This is a genomic window from Streptomyces sp. 4N509B, from assembly GCF_052245655.1.
Taxonomy (GTDB): Bacteria; Actinomycetota; Actinomycetes; order Streptomycetales; family Streptomycetaceae; genus Streptomyces.
Map to the genome: position 1 here is coordinate 23,941 of NZ_JBQQBZ010000004.1, position 17,974 is coordinate 41,914.

At 73.9% G+C, this 17,974-nt stretch carries 18 protein-coding genes; 7 read left to right on the forward strand and 11 right to left on the reverse strand.

Annotation, left to right across the window (positions count from 1 at the left end; translation table 11 throughout):
* Positions 1-69: 69 nt before the first annotated feature.
* The 3 genes from ACTWP5_RS06120 to ACTWP5_RS06130 all read right to left on the reverse strand — a co-directional run bounded on the left by ACTWP5_RS06120 (position 70) and on the right by ACTWP5_RS06130 (position 2,594).
* Positions 70-999, reverse strand: coding sequence for a Vgb family protein (locus ACTWP5_RS06120; RefSeq protein WP_443219705.1), 930 nt, complete (start codon positions 997-999; stop codon positions 70-72).
* A gap of 179 nt (positions 1,000-1,178) precedes the next feature.
* Positions 1,179-1,442 (reverse strand): acyl carrier protein, encoded by a 264-nt coding sequence (locus ACTWP5_RS06125; protein ID WP_443219706.1) that lies wholly within the window; start codon positions 1,440-1,442, stop codon positions 1,179-1,181.
* A 102-nt stretch (positions 1,443-1,544) separates the two neighbouring features.
* Positions 1,545-2,594, reverse strand: a complete 1,050-nt coding sequence (locus ACTWP5_RS06130) for a beta-ketoacyl-ACP synthase III (RefSeq protein ID WP_443219707.1) — start codon at positions 2,592-2,594, stop codon at positions 1,545-1,547.
* Between the two features lie 237 nt (positions 2,595-2,831).
* Here ACTWP5_RS06130 and ACTWP5_RS06135 point away from each other — a divergent pair, with 237 nt between their 5' ends.
* From ACTWP5_RS06135 to ACTWP5_RS06160, 6 genes are all read left to right on the forward strand, one after another.
* A complete protein-coding gene (locus ACTWP5_RS06135; protein WP_443219708.1) occupies positions 2,832-3,578 on the forward strand; it encodes an AfsA-related hotdog domain-containing protein in 747 nt (248 codons plus the stop codon).
* A 119-nt stretch (positions 3,579-3,697) separates the two neighbouring features.
* Positions 3,698-4,315 (forward strand): hypothetical protein, encoded by a 618-nt coding sequence (locus ACTWP5_RS06140; protein ID WP_443219709.1) that lies wholly within the window; start codon positions 3,698-3,700, stop codon positions 4,313-4,315.
* An 11-nt stretch (positions 4,316-4,326) separates the two neighbouring features.
* On the forward strand, positions 4,327-5,127 hold the full coding sequence (locus ACTWP5_RS06145) for an SDR family oxidoreductase (RefSeq protein ID WP_443219710.1): 801 nt from the start codon (positions 4,327-4,329) through the stop codon (positions 5,125-5,127).
* Between the two features lie 66 nt (positions 5,128-5,193).
* Complete coding sequence (locus ACTWP5_RS06150) at positions 5,194-6,543, forward strand: MFS transporter (protein ID WP_443219711.1); 1,350 nt, start codon at positions 5,194-5,196, stop codon at positions 6,541-6,543.
* Positions 6,540-7,385 (forward strand): hypothetical protein, encoded by an 846-nt coding sequence (locus tag ACTWP5_RS06155; protein ID WP_443219712.1) that lies wholly within the window; start codon positions 6,540-6,542, stop codon positions 7,383-7,385. Before ACTWP5_RS06150 ends, ACTWP5_RS06155 begins: the two co-directional genes overlap by 4 nt.
* Positions 7,386-7,396: 11 nt before the next feature.
* Positions 7,397-7,612 carry a tautomerase family protein gene (locus ACTWP5_RS06160; protein ID WP_443219713.1) on the forward strand — a complete coding sequence of 72 codons (216 nt, stop codon included), beginning with the start codon at positions 7,397-7,399 and terminating at the stop codon, positions 7,610-7,612.
* Positions 7,613-7,757: 145 nt separating this feature from the next.
* Here ACTWP5_RS06160 and fabF read toward each other — a convergent pair whose 3' ends face one another.
* The 8 genes from fabF to ACTWP5_RS06200 form a co-directional block, all read right to left on the reverse strand.
* Complete coding sequence (gene fabF / locus ACTWP5_RS06165; RefSeq protein WP_443219714.1) at positions 7,758-9,023, reverse strand: beta-ketoacyl-ACP synthase II; 1,266 nt, start codon at positions 9,021-9,023, stop codon at positions 7,758-7,760.
* 133 nt (positions 9,024-9,156) lie between these two features.
* Complete coding sequence (locus ACTWP5_RS06170; RefSeq protein ID WP_443219715.1) at positions 9,157-9,405, reverse strand: acyl carrier protein; 249 nt, start codon at positions 9,403-9,405, stop codon at positions 9,157-9,159.
* 42 nt (positions 9,406-9,447) lie between these two features.
* The gene (locus ACTWP5_RS06175; RefSeq protein WP_443219716.1) at positions 9,448-10,446 is read right to left on the reverse strand and encodes a ketoacyl-ACP synthase III; all 999 of its coding nucleotides are present in this window, start codon (positions 10,444-10,446) and stop codon (positions 9,448-9,450) included.
* A gap of 9 nt (positions 10,447-10,455) precedes the next feature.
* On the reverse strand, positions 10,456-11,418 hold the full coding sequence (locus tag ACTWP5_RS06180) for an ACP S-malonyltransferase (protein ID WP_443219944.1): 963 nt from the start codon (positions 11,416-11,418) through the stop codon (positions 10,456-10,458).
* A gap of 108 nt (positions 11,419-11,526) precedes the next feature.
* On the reverse strand, positions 11,527-12,705 hold the full coding sequence (locus tag ACTWP5_RS06185; RefSeq protein ID WP_443219945.1) for a PucR family transcriptional regulator: 1,179 nt from the start codon (positions 12,703-12,705) through the stop codon (positions 11,527-11,529).
* Positions 12,706-12,913: 208 nt separating this feature from the next.
* On the reverse strand, positions 12,914-14,398 hold the full coding sequence (locus ACTWP5_RS06190) for an arylsulfotransferase family protein (protein WP_443219717.1): 1,485 nt from the start codon (positions 14,396-14,398) through the stop codon (positions 12,914-12,916).
* A 361-nt stretch (positions 14,399-14,759) separates the two neighbouring features.
* Positions 14,760-15,500, reverse strand: a complete 741-nt coding sequence (locus ACTWP5_RS06195; RefSeq protein WP_443219718.1) for a response regulator — start codon at positions 15,498-15,500, stop codon at positions 14,760-14,762.
* Entirely contained in the window at positions 15,497-16,630 is a 1,134-nt protein-coding gene (locus ACTWP5_RS06200) for a sensor histidine kinase (RefSeq protein ID WP_443219719.1), read from the reverse strand. Before ACTWP5_RS06200 ends, ACTWP5_RS06195 begins: the two co-directional genes overlap by 4 nt.
* 167 nt (positions 16,631-16,797) lie before the next feature.
* Between ACTWP5_RS06200 and ACTWP5_RS06205 the strand changes: the two genes are divergently transcribed.
* The gene (locus tag ACTWP5_RS06205; protein WP_443219720.1) at positions 16,798-17,967 is read left to right on the forward strand and encodes a cation diffusion facilitator family transporter; all 1,170 of its coding nucleotides are present in this window, start codon (positions 16,798-16,800) and stop codon (positions 17,965-17,967) included.
* The last annotated feature ends 7 nt before the right edge of the window (positions 17,968-17,974 follow it).

Genomic DNA, 17,974 nt, shown 5'->3' on the forward strand with positions numbered 1-17,974 from the left:
TGTGAGCCGTCGGCCCCTCCCGTGCCGCGTGGGATCTCTGGCGCGGGAGGGACCGGGAACGACACGGGCCTACGGGATCTCGTAGAGGGCGCCGTCGCCCCACGCCGCCGTCGCCAGGCCGCCGTCGGCGGTGAGGCCGAGCGCCACCGGCGAGCTCAGCCCCGTCATCACCGGCTCCGCCGAGCCGTCGGGCGCCACCCGCCGGATCTCCCCGGCCTGCCGGTCGGTGACGAACAGCTCGTTCGCGTCGTTGACGACGATCCCCACGCCCAGCCCCTCGAAGTCCTCCGAGTGGGTCTCCACCGTCCCGTCCGGCTCGATGCGCGACAGCACGCCGCCCACGTAGTTCGACACGAAGATCGTGCCGTCGGCGCCCTCGGCGACGCCGACCGGGGTGCTCAGACCCCCGGCGACCACGCTGCTCGTGCCGTCGGGGGCGACCCGCACGATCTCGTCCGTGGCCCGGTTGGTGACCAGCAGGTTCCCCTCGGAGTCGAAGCTGATGCCGGTCGGCGTGTGGAAGCCGGAGGCGAACTCCTCCACCTCGCCGGGGCCCGTCACGCGGTGGACGACGTCGCCCGAGTAGGCGGCGACGTACAGCGCGCCCTCGTCGTCCAGGGCCAGTCCGGCGGGCGAGGCCAGGCCGTCGGCGTAGGTGGAACGCTCGCCGTCCGGGGTGATGCGTTCGACGCTGCCCGCCCCCCAGTTGGAGACGTAGACCGTGCCGTCCTCGGCGTAGGCGATCCCCGTCGGGGAGGAGAAGTCGGTGTGCACCGGGTCGCCGGCCGCCACGGGGCCGGCGGGCGTGTCGTCCACGCCGCCCTCCCCGTTCTCGCCGCCGTCGCCGGGGTCCGCGGGCGCGGTGGCGTCCTGACCGGCGGAGCCGCCGGAGGTGGCGGACGACGCGCCCGCGTCGTCGTCACCGTCACCGCCGCCGCAGGCGGCTAACGAGGCCAGCAGCAGGCCGCCCGCGACCACGCGGAACAGTCGAGGGGACATGGGCACCTCTTTCGTGGGCTCGACGTGTCGGACGTCGAGGGGGGTGGATGGGTGGGTGGGGACAGGAACGGTGGGGACGGGAACGGCGGGACGGGAGCGGTGGGGACAGCGACGTGTGGCCGCCCGTGGGGGAACGGGCGGCCACACGGGTCCGGGCCGGCGGTGCCGGCGGCCGGGGGTCACCCCCCGTTCGCGGCGGCGCCGAGCGTGCCGTTGAGCTTTCCGTCGAGGATGCTCAGCAGGTCGGCGACGGTGTGCTCGCCGCTGAGCTCCTCCTCGTCGATCGCGACGCCGAGTTCCTTCTCCAGCGCCGTGGCGAGTTCGACCATGTTGAGGGAGTCGAAGTCGAGCTCCTCCAACGTCGCGCCGCCGACGGCGGCGTCGGCCGCGAGGTCGAACTTCTTCACCAGGATCCCGGTCACCCGGGTCGTCACGTCACTCATACCCCGTCGGTTCTCCTTCTGCTGGTCTGATGGCTGGCTGGTCTGACGGTCCGAGCCCCCCGAGCCCGCCGGTGCGTGTGCGGAACGGAACGGAACCGCCGTTCACGGGCCCGTGACGGCTGACACGCCGATGGGCCAGCGCAGCACGGTGGACCCCCAGGTCAGCCCGCCGCCGAACGCGGTCAGCAGGAGCCGCGCCCCGGGGCGGAGCACGCCGGCGCGGGCGGCGTCGGCCAGAGCCAGGGGGATGGAGGCGGCGGAGGTGTTCCCCACGTGCTCGATGTTCGAGACCATGCGGTCCCGCGCCAGGCCCAGCTCCTCGGCGACGGCGTCGAGGATGCGCTGGTTGGCCTGGTGGGCGACGACGTGGTCGACCTGTTCCAGGGACCAGCCGGCGCGGGAGAGCACGCTCCGCGCCGACTGCGCCATGTGCTCCACGGCCCCCCGGAAGACCCGCTTCCCCTGCATCTGGAAGTAGTGGTCACCCGGGTCCACGGGCGCCCCGGGCGTCGAGCGCTGACGGGAGCCGCCGGCCGGGACGGTGATCAGCTCGGCGAGCGAGCCGTCGCTGCCCAGGTCGAACGGGCCGACCGCGCCCGGCTCGTCGGCCGTTCCGGCGCGCAGCACCACGGCGCCGGCACCGTCGCCGAACACCGCCCGCGTCGTGCGGTCGCCGGGGTCGAGGATGGTCGAGTAGGTGTCGGCGCCGATCACCACCACGCGGCGCGCGATGCCGTCGGCGATGAGCCCGGAGGCGACCGCGAGGCCGTAGACGAAGCCGCTGCACACCGCCGCCACGTCGAAGGCGGGCACGGCGCCCAGACCCAGCCGGCTGGCGACGTCGGGCGCGGTCGCCGGGCAGGGCCGGTCGGGGGTGGTGGTGGCCACGAGCACCGCGTCGGCGTCCGGGCCGCCCGCCGACTTCAGCGCCCGCGAACCCGCCTCGACGGCGAGGTCCGAGGTGGCCATGCCGCTGTCGATCACGTGCCGTCGCGCGATCCCGGTGCGGGTGCGGATCCACGCGTCGCTGGTGTCCAACTCGGCGGCGAGGTCGTCGTTGGTCACCACCCGCGGCGGCAGCCAGGTGCCGATACCGGCGACGACCGCGGCGGGTCTGCCGCCGGTCTCGCGCGAGGATATGTCCTCGTCCATCCCCTCGTTCCTTTCCCTGCGGCGCACTGGTGGCGAAATCTCCGTTCGTCACTCTGCCCATCGGAATAACGCGCCGTCAACGCGGTAGCTCGGCGATCCCGGCAGGACATCTCGCATGGGGTACCCCCTTGGCTACCCCATTGTCGTAGTTGTGTGGCATGCCGTCGGAAATCTACTGTCACTGAGTGCCCCCGCCGCGCTTGTCAAGGGAGCGGAAGAGATAGAGAGGAACGGCGAATGATCAGCCATCTCACGGTTGTCGCAGACCGTTTCGCTGGCTTCGCGCAGCTGGAGAAGGTGCTGACCGTCTCCGGTCTGGCCGCGCGGATCAACGGCGGCTTCTACGACGAGGGCTTCGACGACGTCCTGCTGCACGAGGGGCAGGGCGTCGGCGCGTTCGAGCGCGCCCACCTCCAGGCCGCCATCGACCGACGCAAACTGACCGACCGCATGCGCTTCACCGACGAGGCCATGGTCCCGGTCGGCCGCGACGTGGTGCACAAGCACAGCGCGGACAACGTCGTCCTCGCCGGGCTGCGCCGCGTGCGCGACCACGAGTTCGCCGCCGACCTCAGGGTCCACGGCGACAACGAGCTGCTGCTGGACCACCAGACGGGCGAGCACGTCCAGGGCATGGTCCTCGTGGAGGCCGCACGCCAGTTCTTCCTCGGCGTCTTCGAGGTCGGATACCGCGACCGCTGGCCGCTGGACAGCTTCTACATCGTCTGGAACTCGGTGCGGCTGACGTTCCAGAGTTTCCTCTTCCCGATCCCCGCGGAAGTCCGCGGAGTCGTGCGCGAGATATCGGTGGACCGGCCCGACCGCCAGCTGGAGTTCGAGCTGGAGATCCGGATCCTCCAGAACGGGAAACTCGTGACCTCGGGTGAGGTGGGATTCTCCGGATTCCCGCTGTCGAAGATCGCCACCATCGAGCGAAGAAAAGCCGAGAGGGCCCTGACGGGAATGCTCGCCACCCACGGCTGACGCCGGACGGAAACGGCGGGGACGACGCGGCGGGAAGCGCCCGCGAGAACCTGCGGGAAGCGCCGCGAGAACCCGAGAAGAAACCAGAAGAGTCCGAAAGAGAACAAGGAGAGTACGTCATGTCCGCACGCCTGTTGCTCGTCACCGAGGTGCCCGTGAGGGCCGGGGAGACGGACAAGGCCGTCGAGACCTGGACGGCCCACCACGCCGACACCCGGGCCGGCGGCGCCACGCTCTACCGCTCCCTCGACGACGACGCCCTGCTCGTCGAGCTGACCCCGATCGCCGACCTCGCCGAGATCGCCGCCCGCGACGCCGACCACCGCCGGCTCGCGTCCACCCTCGCGCCGCTGCTCGCCGGCGACTTCCGCCGGCAGGTCGTCGAGTTCGTCGAGGCGCCCAAGGACACCGACGAGCCGCTGCCGCCCACCCCGTACATCCAGCTGCGGCACGTCGAGGTCAGGCCCCCGGTCCACGACGCCTACCGCGAGTGGCGCGAACGCACCATCTTCGAGGTCGTCCGCGGCGCCGACGAGATCGAGGTCTTCCTCGCCTACCACTCGCTGCTGAGCACCGAGCCGGGCGTGCTGTTCGTCTCCGGCTTCTCCGTCGACCCCGCCGCGTACCAGGCGGTCTTCGCCACCCCGACCTACCAGGACATCGTCCGGCAGGCCGGCGACACCTACATCACCGACCGGGGCCTGTACACCCGGATCTACGCCCGCGTCGGGGCCTGAGGAGCGGCGCGATGACCCCCACGGACACCGGCCGCGACGTCGCGCTCGTCAGCGGCGCGACCGGCGGCATCGGCGGCGCGATCGTCGAGCGCCTGGCCCGCGACGGCGCCCACGTGGTGCTGCTCGGCAGGGACGAGGCCCGCCTGGAGGCCGCCCGCAAGCGCGTCGCCGGGGACGACCCCGCGCTGGCCGACCGCCTCGTGCCCGTCGTCCTCGACGTCAACGACGAGACCTCCGTCGAACGCGGCGTCGCCGCCGTGCTGGAGCGCTTCGGCCGCGTCGACGTGCTCGTCAACTCCGCCGGGGACGGCCCCGTCGCCCCGCTGCTGGAGACGACGGAGGAGATGTGGCACACCACCGTCAACGCCAAGCTGCTGGGCGCGGTCCGCCTCACCCGTGCCGTGGCCCGCGCCATGGTGGAGCGGGGCACCGGCCGCGTCGTCTTCGTCAACGGTTCCTTCCGCCGCGAGCCCGACCCGCTGTTCGTCGTGAACGGCGCCGTCAACGCGGGCCTCGGCGCCTTCGCCAAGGCGGTCTCGCGCGACCTCGGCGGCAGGGGCCTGCGCGTCAACGTCGTGGACCCCGGCGCCACCGACACCGGCCTGTGGGCGCGGACCCTCGCCGAGCTGGCGCAGCGCTTCGCCACCACGGCGGAGGCGGTCAACGCCGACTTCCTGGCGAAGACGCCCTACGGCGCGCTGCCCTCGCCCGCCGACGTCGCCGAGGCGGTCGCGTTCGTCGTGTCGCCCGGCGCCGCGCAGATCAACGGCGCGTCGATCACCGTCGACGGCGGCGCCTCGGTCGCGGTCTGACCGCGCCCCGCGTGCCCCGCGCCCGCACCGACGGCACAACGACAGGTACGACAGGAAGGAAGCGACATGGCGTCCACCGTGGATGCCTCGGCACCCCACGCGCCCGCCACGCCCGCCACGCCCGCCACGGCGCCGGCCTGGCGCACCGCGCTCGTGGCCGCCGCGGCGACCTGCGTCGCGGTCTCCACGATCTACATGACCCAGCCGGTCTTCCCGGAGATCGCCGCCTCCTTCGACGTCGACCGGGAGGACGCGCGGTTCGTCTTCAGCGTGGCGAGCTTCGTCTACGCGCTGGCGTTCTTCCTCTTCGGCCCGCTCTCCGACCGCGTCCGGACGACGGTGCTGGGCGGCGCGGGCGCGGCGACGGTCGCGACCCTGGTCGTCGTGGCCGCGTACGCGCCGCACTTCGCGGTCTTCGCGCTGCTGCTGGCGCTGGCGGGCGTCGCGGCGGCGGCCGTGCCGGCGGCGATGATCGCGCTGATGCCACGCATCGCGCCCGACGGCCTGGTGGGGGCGTTCTTCGGCCTGATCATCGGCGCCACGGTCGCCGGCATCACGCTGGGCCGCTCCCTCACGGGCGTCGTCGCCGAGTGGACCGGCTGGCGCACGGCGGTGGCGCTGCTCGCGGTGCTCAACGCGGTGGCCGCGCTGGCGCTGCGGCTCGCGCTGCCCGCCGCCGCGAAGGCCCCGCCCCCGCTGCCCGGCGGCGCGCGCGCTCCCGTGCGGCAGGCGTACCTGGCGGCGGCGCGGATGTTCGGCCACGGCCCCGTGGTGCGGCTCCTCGGCATCGGGGTGCTGCTGTTCTTCGGCTACCTCGGGGTCGTCACCTTCCTCACCTACCGGCTGGAGGAGGAGCCCTTCGGCCACAGCGCGGGCGCGATCGGCGCGATCAGCCTCATCGGCCTGGTCGGCGTGTTCGGCGCCCCGCTCGCGGGCCGGCTGAGCGGCCGGGTCGCGCCGCGTCGGGTCGTGCTGCTGGGCCTCGGCCTGGTGGCGGCCGGCATCGCCACCCTCGGGGTGGCCACCCACACCGCGCTGGTCGTGGTGGGGACGCTGCTGCTGTTCCTGGGCGTCTTCTCCTGCCAGCCCGCGGTGTTGGTGCTGCTCGCGCGGACCGTGCCGGCCGAGCGGCGCGGCGCCGCCTCCTCGCTCTACATGCTCGTCTGCCTGCTCGCCGGCAGCGTCTCCAGCGCCGCGCTCGGCCCCGTGTGGTCGGGCGGCGGCTGGGGCGCGGTCACCGTCACGGGCGTGGGCTGCGTCGCCCTCGCGGCCCTGGTCACGGCCCGGCTCGTGGCCGCCGACCCGGCCGCCGAGGGCACCCCGCGGCCCGCCGGCCGAGCCCTGCCAGAACCCACCACGGACGCGCCGGCCGCGTCCACATCCACCCCGACGGGAAGGGACGACGTCACACGATGAGCCTCACCCGCACCTACGAACTCAGCATCACCACCCAGGGCCCGCCCTACCCCCCGAGCGAGATCATGGACGCGGGCGGCGACTTCGTGGTGATCGGCATGATCAACCGCGAGGGCGCGGGCGGCGCCGTGGAGCGCTCCTGGGGCGCCGCGATCGTCAGCCCCAAGAGCGAGCTGCCGCCGTTCGGCGAGCAGGTCCCGTACGCGATCGTCCGGGAGCTCGACGACGCCCTGCCGGAGGCCGACCGGGAGATGGTGCTGTACACCCTCCCGCTCCCGCTGCCCTGCACGAACTACCCGATGGTGTTCGCCCCCGAGCAGCGGCCCGACGCCGGCACCCTCGTCCGGCCGAGCTACCCCCTCCACCAGGCGCCGATCCCCGACCTCAGGCCGGAGGACGGGCCGAAGGTGACCGAGCCCGTCACCCTCGGCCAGTGGGTGAGGGCACGCGGCGAGCTGCGGGTCACCCTCGCGCCGGACCGGCGCAGCGCCGACTTCGCCATGGAGTTCGCCGGCATGATCCCGAACAGCCTGTACACCGTGATGTCGCTGCGGGCCCACGACCTCGACCCCGCGGGCCCCACGCGGCCGGGGCCGCTCGGCGTGCCCAACGTGTTCGTCGCCGACGCCGACGGCCGCGCCCGGTACCACGCGACCATGCCCAACCCCTTCCCGGACCCCGGGCGGGAGGGCGCCAACCGCATCGTCAACGTCGTCGTGCTGTGGATGAGCTACCAGCAGAACTACGGCGGCGCGATCGGCTGGTTCGGCCTGGGCGGCGACATCCACGCCCAGCTCAAGCTCCAGCAGCCCGCCTTCCACGAGTTCGTCACGACCGACTAGGAGAGAGACCGATGCCCTTCATCACCGTCACGACCTGGCCCAACCAGAGCGACGAGAAGTGCCGGGAGCTGATCGAGGAGATCACCAACGCCACCCACAAGGTCACCGGCGCGCCCCTGGACAAGATCGCCGTCGTCATCAACGAGATCCCCCAGAACCGGTGGGGCGAGGCCGGGATCATGGCGACCAACCCCGACTTCCCCGAGCTCAGCCGGCGCCGCGCCTGACCGGGCCGTGCCGTGCCGGGCCGGACCGGACGGAGCGAGGGCGGCGCCGCCGACCCCGAGAAACGCCCGCAGGGGGCCGCGAGGCCCCCTGCGGGAGAGAACGAACGAGCGCGAGCCGGGCCCGCGGGGAGGAGGACCGGTGGCCTCACACCGTCCGGAACGCCAGCACGACGTTGTGCCCGCCGAAGCCGAAGGAGTTGTTGATCGCGGCGATCGTCCCCGAGGGAAGCGCCCGCGGCTCGCCGCGCACGATGTCCGCGTCGACCTCCGCGTCGAGCTCGTCGAGGTTGATCGTCGGCGGCACCGTCCTGTGGTGGAGCGCCATGACCGTCGCGACCGTCTCGACGCCGCCGGCGCCGCCGAGCAGGTGACCCGTCATCGACTTGGTGGAGGAGACGGCGACGTGGTCCAGCTCGTCCCCGAGCACCCGGCGCAGCGCCTTGATCTCGGCCACGTCGCCCAGCGGCGTCGACGTCGCGTGCGCGTTGACGTGGGTGAGCTGCTCGGGCTTGAGGTCGGACTGGGCCAGCAGGTGCCGCACGGCCTCCGCGATGCCGCGGCCGGTGGGCTCGGGCTGCGCGATGTGGTGGCTGTCGGCGGAGATGCCCTGGCCGAGCATCTCGCAGTAGACGCGGGCACCGCGCGCCGCCGCGTGCTCGGCGGACTCCAGGATCACGACCCCGGCACCCTCGCCGAGGACGAAGCCGTCCCTGGCCGTGTCGAACGGCCGGGAGGCCGTCAGCGGCTCGTCGTTCTTCTTCGACATCGCCATCATGTTGGCGAACGCGGCGATCGGCAGCGGGTGGACGCACGCCTCGGTGCCGCCCGCCACGACCACGTCCGCGCGGCCGGTGCGGATCATCTCCGCCGCGTACCCCACGGCCTCCGCGCCGGAGGCGCAGGCGCTGACGGGGGTGTGGACGCCGGCCTGGGCGCCGACCTCCAGGCCGACGTTGGCGGCCGGGCTGTTGGGCATCAGCATCGGCACCGTGTGCGGCGAGACCTTCCGCGCGCCCTTCTCCTTCAGCACGTCGTACTGGTCGAGGAGGGTCGTCACGCCACCGATGCCCGAGGCGATGACCGTGCCCAGGCGGGCGGGCTCCACGGGCGAGTCCTCCTCGCCCGCCTTCGCCGTGAACCCGGCGTCCGCCCACGCCTCGCGGGCGGCCAGCAGCGCGAACTGCGCCGAACGGTCCAGGCGTCGCAGCTGCGGACGCGGGAGCAGCTCGGCCGGCTCCTGCGCCGCGGGCGCGGCGATGCGCACCGGCAGCTCGGCCGCCCACTCCTGGGTGAGAACTCTGACGCCGGAGGTGCCGGCGAGCAGGTTCTGCCAGGTCGTCGCGGCGTCGCCGCCCAGGGGAGTGGTTGCGCCGACACCGGTGACGACCACCGTTCGACTGTTCGCGTTCACGGAAACTTCCTGCCTGACGCTCGTCAGGGGCTGATCCGGCCCCTTGTCGGACATGAGGGACGTCGCGTCGAGGGACGTCGCGTCGCCACCCCACGTGGGTGGCGACCGAGTGTCGACGGGTGGTGGGGGAGGGTCACTCCTGGTGGCTGAGGATGTACCCCACCGCGTCGCCGACCGTCTTCAGACCCTTGACGTCGTCGTCCGGGATCTTCACGCCGAAACGCTCCTCGGCGGCGACCACGACCTCGACCATGGACAGCGAGTCCACGTCCAGGTCGTCGGTGAAGGACTTCTCCTCCGTGACCTCCTCGGTGGGGATGCCGGCGATCTCGTTCACGATCTCGGCGAGTCCCGCGACGATCTCTTCCTTCTCAGCGGCCATGGCGGCGCTCCTTCACTTGCCTTCACTTGACTGCGGGTGTGCTTAGGGGAGAGTAACGACCGTCGCGGCGTACACGAGGCCCGCCCCGAAGCCGATGATGAGGGCGGTGTCGCCGCTCTTCGCCTGCCCGGTCGCCAGCATCCGCTCCATGGCGAGCGGAATGGAGGCGGCCGAGGTGTTGCCGGTGACCGCGACGTCGCGGGCGACGGCGACATGCTCCGGCAGCTTGAGGGTCTTCACCATCGAGTCGATGATCCGCATGTTGGCCTGGTGCGGGATGAAGACGTCCAGGTCGGCGGCGTCGACGCCGGCCGCGTCCAGGGCCTGCTGCGCCACCTTCGCCATCTCGAACACGGCCCAGCGGAAGACCGTCTGGCCCTCCTGGCGGAGGGCGGGGAACTTCTCCCCCGGCTGCCAGTCGTCCCAGGCGACGGTCTGGGAGATGACGTTGGCCTTGTCGCCCTCCGATCCCCAGACGGTGGGCCCGATGGCCGGCACATCGGAGGGACCGAGGATCACGGCGCCCGCCCCGTCGCCGAAGAGGAAGGCGGTGGACCGGTCGCCGAGGTCGGTCAGGTCCGACAGCCGCTCGACGCCGATGGCCAGCACGTACCGCGCGCTGCCGTCGACGATCAGGCCCTTGCCGATGGTCAGCGCGTACCCGAAGCCGGCGCAGGCGGCGGAGATGTCGAACGCGGCGGGGTTGCCGGCGCCCAGGCGGTGCGCGATCTCGGTGGCGATCGAGGGGGTCTGCTTGAAGTGCGAGACCGTCGAGATGATGACGGCGTCCAGCTGCTCGGCGCCGATGCCCGCGTCCGCCACGGCCTTGCCGGCGGCGGCGAGCGACATCTCGGTCACGGTCTCGTTCTCGTCCGCCCAGAAGCGGGTGACGATGCCGGAGCGGGAGCGGATCCACTCGTCGGAGGAGTCGATGTGCTTGAGGATCTCCTCGTTCGGCACCTCGCGGACCGGGCGGTAGCCGCCCACGCCGAGGATCCGGGCGTAGGGCGCGCCGCGGGGGGCCCTGGGGGTCGTGGGCATGTCTGCTCCTTAGCGTCCTTCGGCGGCGGCGTCGTCGGCGGCCGCGCCGGCACCGGTCACGAGCTCGCGGGCCGCCGCCAGGTTATCCGGGGTCTTCAGGGCCACGCGCCGCACCTCGGGAAGGTTGCGCTTGGCCAGCCCGGTGAGCGTGCCGCCGGGGCACAGCTCCACCATCGCACTCGCGCCCAGCCGCTCGAAGGTCGCCATGCACAGGTCCCACCGCACCGGGCTGGAGACCTGCCGCACCAGGCGGCGCACGACCTCCTCGCCCTCGCCGACGACCTCGCCGTCGGCGTTCGAGACGTATCTCACGACCGGGTCGGCGGGCTCGACGGGCGCCACGGCCTCGGCCAGCGCCGCCACCGCGGGCTCCATGTGGTGGGTGTGGAAGGCGCCCGCGACCTTCAGCGTACGCAGCCGGGCACGCTGCGGCGGCTCGGCGGCGAGCGCCGCGAGCTGCTCGGTGGTGCCGGCCGCCACGATCTGGCCGCCGCCGTTGTTGTTGGCCGCGGTCAGGCCCAGCCGGTCCAGGCAGGCGGCCACCTCCTCCGGGTCGCCGCCCAGCACGGCGGTCATCCCGGTCTCGGTGACGGCCGCGGCCTCGGCCATGGCCAGCGCGCGGCGGCGGACCAGGGTCATCGCCTGGTCCGGCGAGATGACGCCGGCGATGGCGGCGGCGGCCAACTCACCCACGCTGTGCCCCGCGACGACGCCGACGGCGTCGCGCGGGGCGGGGGTGTCGTCGTCGAAGAGCGCGTCGGCGGAGAGCAGGGCCGCGGCGACCAGCAGTGGCTGCGCCACCGCCGTGTCACGGATCTCCTCGGCGTCGGCCTTCGTTCCGTAGTGCACGAGGTCGAGTTCCAGCAGCTCCGACCAGCCGCCGAGTCGCTCGGCGGCACCGGGGAGCTCAAGCCAGGGAAGCAGGAAGCCAGGCGCCTGGGAGCCCTGGCCGGGAGCGACGAGTACCAGCACCCTCACACTCTCTCCCGGGGCCCGGGGTTTGACGTCTGGCGGCAGGGACGAAGAACGGCCAGGGGTTTTGTCGCCCTCGGACAAAGCATGGGCCATGCTTGCGCGGGCCTAGTGCCGGTGCGCCGCGTCCTGCAGACGGCCCAGCATCAGCGCGATCCGCAGCGTGAAGGCCGATCGCACATCCGAGGGCGGCCAGCCGGTGACGTCCGTCACGCGTCGCAGACGGTAGCGAACGGTGTTGGGGTGCACAAACAACATCCGCGCCGCGCCCTCCAGGCTGCTGGCCTGCTCCAGATAGACGCTGAGGGTCTCCAGCAGCGCGGAGCCCGCGTCCTGGAGCGGTCTGTAGACCTCCTCCACCAGCAGCCGCCGCGCCGCGGGGTCGCCCGCCATGGCCCGCTCCGGCAGCAGCTCGTCCGCGTGCACGGGACGGGGCGCGTCCGGCCAGGCGCCGACGGCCCGCAGACCGGCCGCGGCGGCCTGCGCGGAGTGGGTGGCGGCCAGCAGGTCCCCGACGACGGGTCCGGCCACGACCGGACCCGGCGCGAACGGGCCGAGCAGCGCCTTCGCCGCCTGCACGGGGTCCTCGCTGCCGCCCGCGACCACCACCAGGCGCTTGCCGAGGACGCCCGTGAGGACCTGGAGCTTGGCGTACCGGGCGGCCCGTCGGATCGCCTCCACCGTCAGCTCGCTGTCGCCGTTCGGCGCGTTGCCCAGCACCACGGTGACGTGGTCGGACGACTTCCAGCCCAGGGCGGCGGCGCGGGAGACGTCCGACTCGTCGGCCTCGCCCGAGACCACCGCGTTGACCACCAGCGACTCCAGCCGCGCGTCCCACGCGCCGCGCGCCTCGGCGGCCTGCGCGTAGACCTGGGCGGTGGCGAACGCGATCTCCCGGGCGTAGACGAGGATCGCGTTGCGCAGCGCCCGCTCCCCGCCGGGGGCGGCGAGCTCGTCGACGGCCGACTCCACCACGTCGATGGTGGTGCGCACCATCTCCACCGTCTGCCGCAGGGTGATGGCCCTGGTCAGTTCGCGGGGCGCGGTGCCGAAGACGTCGGTGCTGATGGCCTGGGGCGCGTCGGGGTGGCGGAACCACTCGGTGAACGCGGCGATGCCGGCCTGGGCGACCAGGCCGATCCAGGAGCGGTTCTCCGGCGGCATGGCCCGGTACCACGACAGCTGCTGGTCCATGCGGGCGATGGCGGCGGCCGCCAGTTTCCCGGAGGACTGTTCCAGGCGGCGCACGGTCTGGGCGTGCGCCCGCTCGCCGGCCGCTGGGCCCACGGGGGGTCGGCCGTCGTTCCCCTCGGCCGGGGGGTGGTCGCCGGTGGCGTCGTGACCGGGGTCGTTACCGGCGGCGTCGGAGATCTCGGAGGCTTCGGACACGAGGACCAGCCTGCCTCATCCGTGACCGTCTCATGCCGGGCGGGGGCACAATCCGACCGCCGGGCACCGGCGTACGCCGCCGGTGCCCGGCCCGGGGTGGTGCTCGTCACCCCCCGCTGGCCGCCCCGACGGCCGGGGCGGCGGCCGGGTCGACGGGGGCGTCCACGCCCTCGGTGACCAGGCGCGTGCCGAGGACCTCGCCGTCCTCGGCCAGGGCGCTGACGCGGAGGGTCTCGACGTCCCAGGCCGTCCCCGGCGGGTCCGTGGTGACCTCGGCCGTCGTCTCGAAGCCGGTCCGCTCCACGGTCTCGACGGGCCGGAAGCCGCCTGAGCGGCCTCCGTCACCGCGGCCGTCGCGGGCGGCCTCGACGCGCCAGCGGTCCACCTCGGTGGCGCCGTTCCAGCTCATGTGGAGCGTCCGCTCGCCGTCCTCGTCCGGCGCGGTCCAGACGACGTCGGGTGGGGCGGTGGGCCTGCCCACCCAGTCGTCGGTGCGTTCTGCCTTGTAGGTGTAGGTGCCCGGGAAGCGGGCGCGGAAGACCACGCGGTCGCCGTCGAACTCCACCAGGTGGCCGGCGGTGCCGAAGCTGACGAGCTGGTTGCCGTTCGGGGTGGGTTGCTGGGAGCCCATGAACTCGCCGAAGAGCGGTGGCCGCGGCTGGAGGTCCCGCACCAGCTCGGCGGTCATCGTCTCCTCGTCGAGCTCCCAGGCGGCGCCGCGCGAGACGCGCGGGCGGTGGCTCACGCCGTTGTCGAACGCGGCGAGCCGGCCGTCGCGCAGCCGCAGGGCGTCGTGCTGGTGGCTGGGCGCGTCGTCGCGGTCGGGGAGGGCGAAGTCGCTGTTCTCGCCGCCGAACCGCCACAGCACCCGGCCCGTGTCGATGTCGAGCTTGTAGATGGTGCTGGTGTGCCGGGCGCTGACGAGGAGGTTCCCGTCGCTGTCGTAGGCCACCGAGTTCACGTGGAAGTAGTCCACGGGGTGGGGGCCGGTCAGGGGCTGGTGGGTCTCGTCGGGCCGGACGTGGTCGAGGGCGCTCCACTCGAAGGTGACGCCGCCGGTGGCGGTGTCGACCTCCTGGATGACCGCGTCCACCACCCGGGCGTCGGCCGGGCCGCCGTACGGGCTCAGGTCGTGGGGCACGGTGACGTAGGCGGCGAGGAGCGCCCTGGTGCCGTCCTCGTTGAACTCCAGCGTGTGGAAGTCGAGGTCGTACCCCCGCATGCCGAAGGAGGCGATCTCGTCGTAGCCGGAGTCGAGGACGACGGCGCGCCCGCCCGTCAGCGCGGCCAGCGCGGGCTCGCCCTCGTAGACGATCTGCTGGAGGTTGGAGTAGTGGTCCCGGCCCTGCCACACCAGCTCGCCGGTGTTGTCGTAGATCGCCCCCGTCGGCGGGCCGAAGTCGGGGCCGAAGGGCGTGGTCAGGAGCAGGCCGGGGTCCTCCCGGCCGGTGCTCTCGGTGACCAGGAGGGGCGTGGGGACGAGGTCGGGACGGGACAGGTAGCCGCCCCCGGAGGCCGGCTGGGTCCTGGTGGCCTGCGCGGTCCGCGGCTCGGCCGCCTCCGCCACGCCCACGGGGGGCGCGAAGGACATGACGAACGCCACCGAGCCGGTGACGGCTGCCTTTCCCCAGGGCGGGCGACGCCGGCCGGCACGGGCCGGCGGGACGGTGGGCGCGGATAACGAACGTGACAGTGGTTTCCACTCCACGGCGATTCTCCCCTTGTCGTGACACTCGCGTGCACGGTGGTCACGAGGAGCGTAGGAGTGGGGCGTGAACGGTGGGCGGCGTCCCGCCGGCCCTGTGGCGGCACTGCTCCGCCCCGGCGGAGGAAGTGCGCATGACCTGTGCCACCAGCGTGAACGTGTACTGACCACCTATCACGAGCATCCCGTTCATCGCGTGAGCACGCCACGCATCAGCGCCGTCGTCCCCGAAACGTTCACGTCTCGATCACGCGTGGGGGCGCGGCACCACCAGGCCGGACTCGTAGGCGGCGACGACCGCCTGGGCGCGGTCGCGCAGCCCCAGCTTGCGCAGCACCCGGCTGACGTGGGTCTTGACGGTCTCCTCGCCGACGACGAGGCGGCCGGCGATCTCCGCGTTGGACAGCCCTTCGGCGACCAGCCGCAGCACGTCCGTCTCGCGGGGCGTGAGCGCGGCCAGCGGGCGGGCGGTGGCCGGGTGGCGGGGGCGGAGCCGGGCGAACTCGCCGATGAGGCGCCGGGTGACGCTCGGATCGAGCAGCGCGTCTCCGGCGGCGACGACCCGCACCGCGTCGAAGAGCCGCTCCGCCGTCACGTCCTTCAGCAGGAAGCCGCTGGCGCCGGCCGCCAGCGCGTCGTAGACGTGCTCGTCGAGGTCGAAGGTGGTCAGCATGAGGATTCTGGGCACGCGGGGGCCGGCGGAGTCGGCGGACGCGCCGGGACCGCCTTCGGTGCCGCTGTCCGTGCCGTCGTCGGTGCCGGTGTCGTCCGGGGCCGTCAGCCGGCGGGTCGCCTCGATGCCGTCCATCCTCGGCATGCGCACGTCCATCAGCACGACGTCGGGCCGCCGCGCACGGCAGACCCGCAGCGCCTCGGCGCCGTCGGCCGCGCTGCCGACCACCGTGAGGTCGGGCTGGGTGTCCAGCAGCGCGGCGAAGCCGGCGCGGACCACCTCCTGGTCGTCGGCCACCACCACGCGCACGCTCACCGGACGTCCTCCGCTCGCTCCACGGACCCCGACGTGGGCAGCCTCGCCTCCACCAGGAAGCCGCCGCCGGGCGCCGACCTCGTGCGCAGCTCGCCACCGACGGTGCCGACCCGCTCCCGCATGCCGAGCAGGCCGTGCCCGCCCGGCGGCGGCGCGGCACCCCTGCCGGCGCCCACGCGGGCGGCGGCCCGGGCGGCCCGGGCGGCACGGCCGCGGGTGGGCGTCCCTTGGTCCGCCGGCCGCCCCGGGCCGTTGTCGCGCACCCGCAGCCGCAGCACGTCCTCGCCGTAGTCCACCTCCACGTCCACCGCCGCCCCCGGCGCGTGCCGCCGGGCATTGGTCAGCGCCTCCTGGACGATCCGGTACGCCGCCAGCTCCACCCCCGCGTCCAGCCTCGCCACCCGGCCCCGCACGATGAGCCGCGCGCGGCAGCCGCCCGCCGCGCGCGCCTCGTCGACCAGCTCCAGCAGCTGGGCCAACCCCGGCTGCGGCCGGCGCCCGGCGTCGTCCCCGGCGTCCTCCCGCAGCACGCCGAGGAGCCTGCGCATCTCGGTCAGCGCCGTCCTGGCCGTGTCGCCGATGGCCAGCAGCCGCCGCGCTCCCTCCTCCGGCATGCCGGGGGTGGTCAGCCGCGCAGTCTCGGCCTGCACCGAGATCATCGAGATGTGGTGGGCGACGACGTCGTGCAGCTCGCGGGCGATGCGCGCCCGCTCGCCACGGGCCGTGAGCTCCAGGAGCGTGTGCTCGAACGCCCGCAGCGAGGCGTCCCGTTCCGCGGTGGCGTGGCGCCAGCGCCGCAGGCTCCGCCAGGCCAGCAGCGGCCAGACGCAGGCCAACGCGGCCAGCCCGGCGGCGCTCGGCCCGCCGTAGACGACGGTGAGCAGGCCCGCCGCCGCCGTGACGGTCGCCGCGGCGGCGGCGCTGCGGCGGCGGTCGGTGGCCAGGCCCAACGGGAGGGCGGCGCCCGCGCCGAGCAGCAGCGCCAGGGCCAGGTCGGCGCCCGAGCCGTCCACCCGGAACAGCGTCTCGACGGCCGAGGCGAGGCCCAGCACCGCCCCGGCCGCCCAGGCGCCACGTCTCGCGGTGCCCGCGGTGCTCGCGGTCCCCGCGGTGGTCGCCGTCTTGGTCACGGCGTCATTGTCCCGAACGACGGTGTGCGGCACGTCCCTCGCGGCCGTGGCCCCGTGTCCCCCTTAAGGGGGATGGCGACCGGCTGCCTCCTGCGAACACCTCGCACCTGGTCACGGTGCGTACATCGGTTGTTGCTGCGATCGAACGCGCGTGCCACCGTGGGCTCATGGCGGGGAACGGACACGGCCCTGTGCACGGCCACGAGCCAGGGCGTCACGAGCACGAACACGGCCACGGCGGCGGGCACGGGCCCGACGAGCACGGCCACGCCCACGGCCACGGCCACAGCCACAGCCACAGCGACGGCCACGGCCTGTCGGGCGTCTCCCGGCTGCGCCACCGGATCGCCCACCTGGTGACGCCCCACAGCCACGACTCCGCCGACCGCGTCGACGCGGCGATGGAGACCTCCCGGCAGGGCATGCGCACGCTGTGGATCTCCCTGGCCGTGCTGGGCGCGACCGCCGCCGTGCAGGGGGTGATCGTCGCGCTCTCCGGTTCGGTCGCGCTGCTGGGCGACACGGTCCACAACGTCGGCGACGCCCTCACGGCCGTGCCGCTGGGCATCGCGTTCCTGGTGGGGCGGCGGCCCGCCAACCGCCGCTACACCTACGGGTACGGCCGAGCCGAGGACCTGGCCGGCATCGCCATCGTGGTGACCATCGCCGTCTCGGCCGCGCTCGCCGCGTGGACGGCCGTCGACCGGCTGATAAACCCCCAGGACGTCACGCACCTGTGGGCGGTCTCCGCCGCCGCGGTCGTCGGCTTCGCCGGCAACGAGTGGGTGGCGCGCTACCGCATCCGCACCGGCCGCCGCATCGGCTCGGCGGCGCTGGTCGCCGACGGGCTGCACGCCCGCACCGACGGCTTCACCTCCCTCGCCGTGCTGCTGGGCGCGGGAGGCGCCGCGGTGGGGTGGCGGTGGGCCGACCCGGTCGTGGGCCTGCTCATCACCGCCGCGATCCTCCTCGTCCTGCGGGACGCCGCCCGCGAGGTCTACCGGCGCCTGATGGACTGCGTCGACCCCGAACTCGTCCGGACGGCCGAGGCCGCGCTGCGGGACGTGGCGGGGGTGCTGGACGTCGGGCAGGTGCGGATGCGGTGGATCGGCCACGCCCTGCGGGCCGAGGCCGACATCGTCGTCGCCGCCGAGCTGTCGGTGGTGCGGGCGCACCGGCTGGCCGTGGACGCCGAGCACGCCCTGATCCACGCCGTGCCCCGGCTGACCGCCGCGACCGTCCACACCGACCACCCGCCCACCGGCGGCGACCCGCACGCCGTGCTCGCCCACCACGGCCACGGCCGCCGTGACGAGCGGCCGGTCACCGGCACCTGACCGGCGC

Bases quoted from the DNA above. Each gene is read 5' to 3' on its own strand.
- ACTWP5_RS06120 (WP_443219705.1), bottom strand. From the start codon at position 999: ATGTCCCCTCGACTGTTCCGCGTGGTCGCGGGCGGCCTGCTGCTGGCC.
- ACTWP5_RS06125 (WP_443219706.1), bottom strand. From the start codon at position 1,442: ATGAGTGACGTGACGACCCGGGTGACCGGGATCCTGGTGAAGAAGTTC.
- ACTWP5_RS06130 (WP_443219707.1), bottom strand. From the start codon at position 2,594: ATGGACGAGGACATATCCTCGCGCGAGACCGGCGGCAGACCCGCCGCG.
- ACTWP5_RS06135 (WP_443219708.1), top strand. From the start codon at position 2,832: ATGATCAGCCATCTCACGGTTGTCGCAGACCGTTTCGCTGGCTTCGCG.
- ACTWP5_RS06140 (WP_443219709.1), top strand. From the start codon at position 3,698: ATGTCCGCACGCCTGTTGCTCGTCACCGAGGTGCCCGTGAGGGCCGGG.
- ACTWP5_RS06145 (WP_443219710.1), top strand. From the start codon at position 4,327: ATGACCCCCACGGACACCGGCCGCGACGTCGCGCTCGTCAGCGGCGCG.
- ACTWP5_RS06150 (WP_443219711.1), top strand. From the start codon at position 5,194: ATGGCGTCCACCGTGGATGCCTCGGCACCCCACGCGCCCGCCACGCCC.
- ACTWP5_RS06155 (WP_443219712.1), top strand. From the start codon at position 6,540: ATGAGCCTCACCCGCACCTACGAACTCAGCATCACCACCCAGGGCCCG.
- ACTWP5_RS06160 (WP_443219713.1), top strand. From the start codon at position 7,397: ATGCCCTTCATCACCGTCACGACCTGGCCCAACCAGAGCGACGAGAAG.
- ACTWP5_RS06170 (WP_443219715.1), bottom strand. From the start codon at position 9,405: ATGGCCGCTGAGAAGGAAGAGATCGTCGCGGGACTCGCCGAGATCGTG.
- ACTWP5_RS06175 (WP_443219716.1), bottom strand. From the start codon at position 10,446: ATGCCCACGACCCCCAGGGCCCCCCGCGGCGCGCCCTACGCCCGGATC.
- ACTWP5_RS06190 (WP_443219717.1), bottom strand. From the start codon at position 14,398: ATGTCCTTCGCGCCCCCCGTGGGCGTGGCGGAGGCGGCCGAGCCGCGG.
- ACTWP5_RS06205 (WP_443219720.1), top strand. From the start codon at position 16,798: ATGGCGGGGAACGGACACGGCCCTGTGCACGGCCACGAGCCAGGGCGT.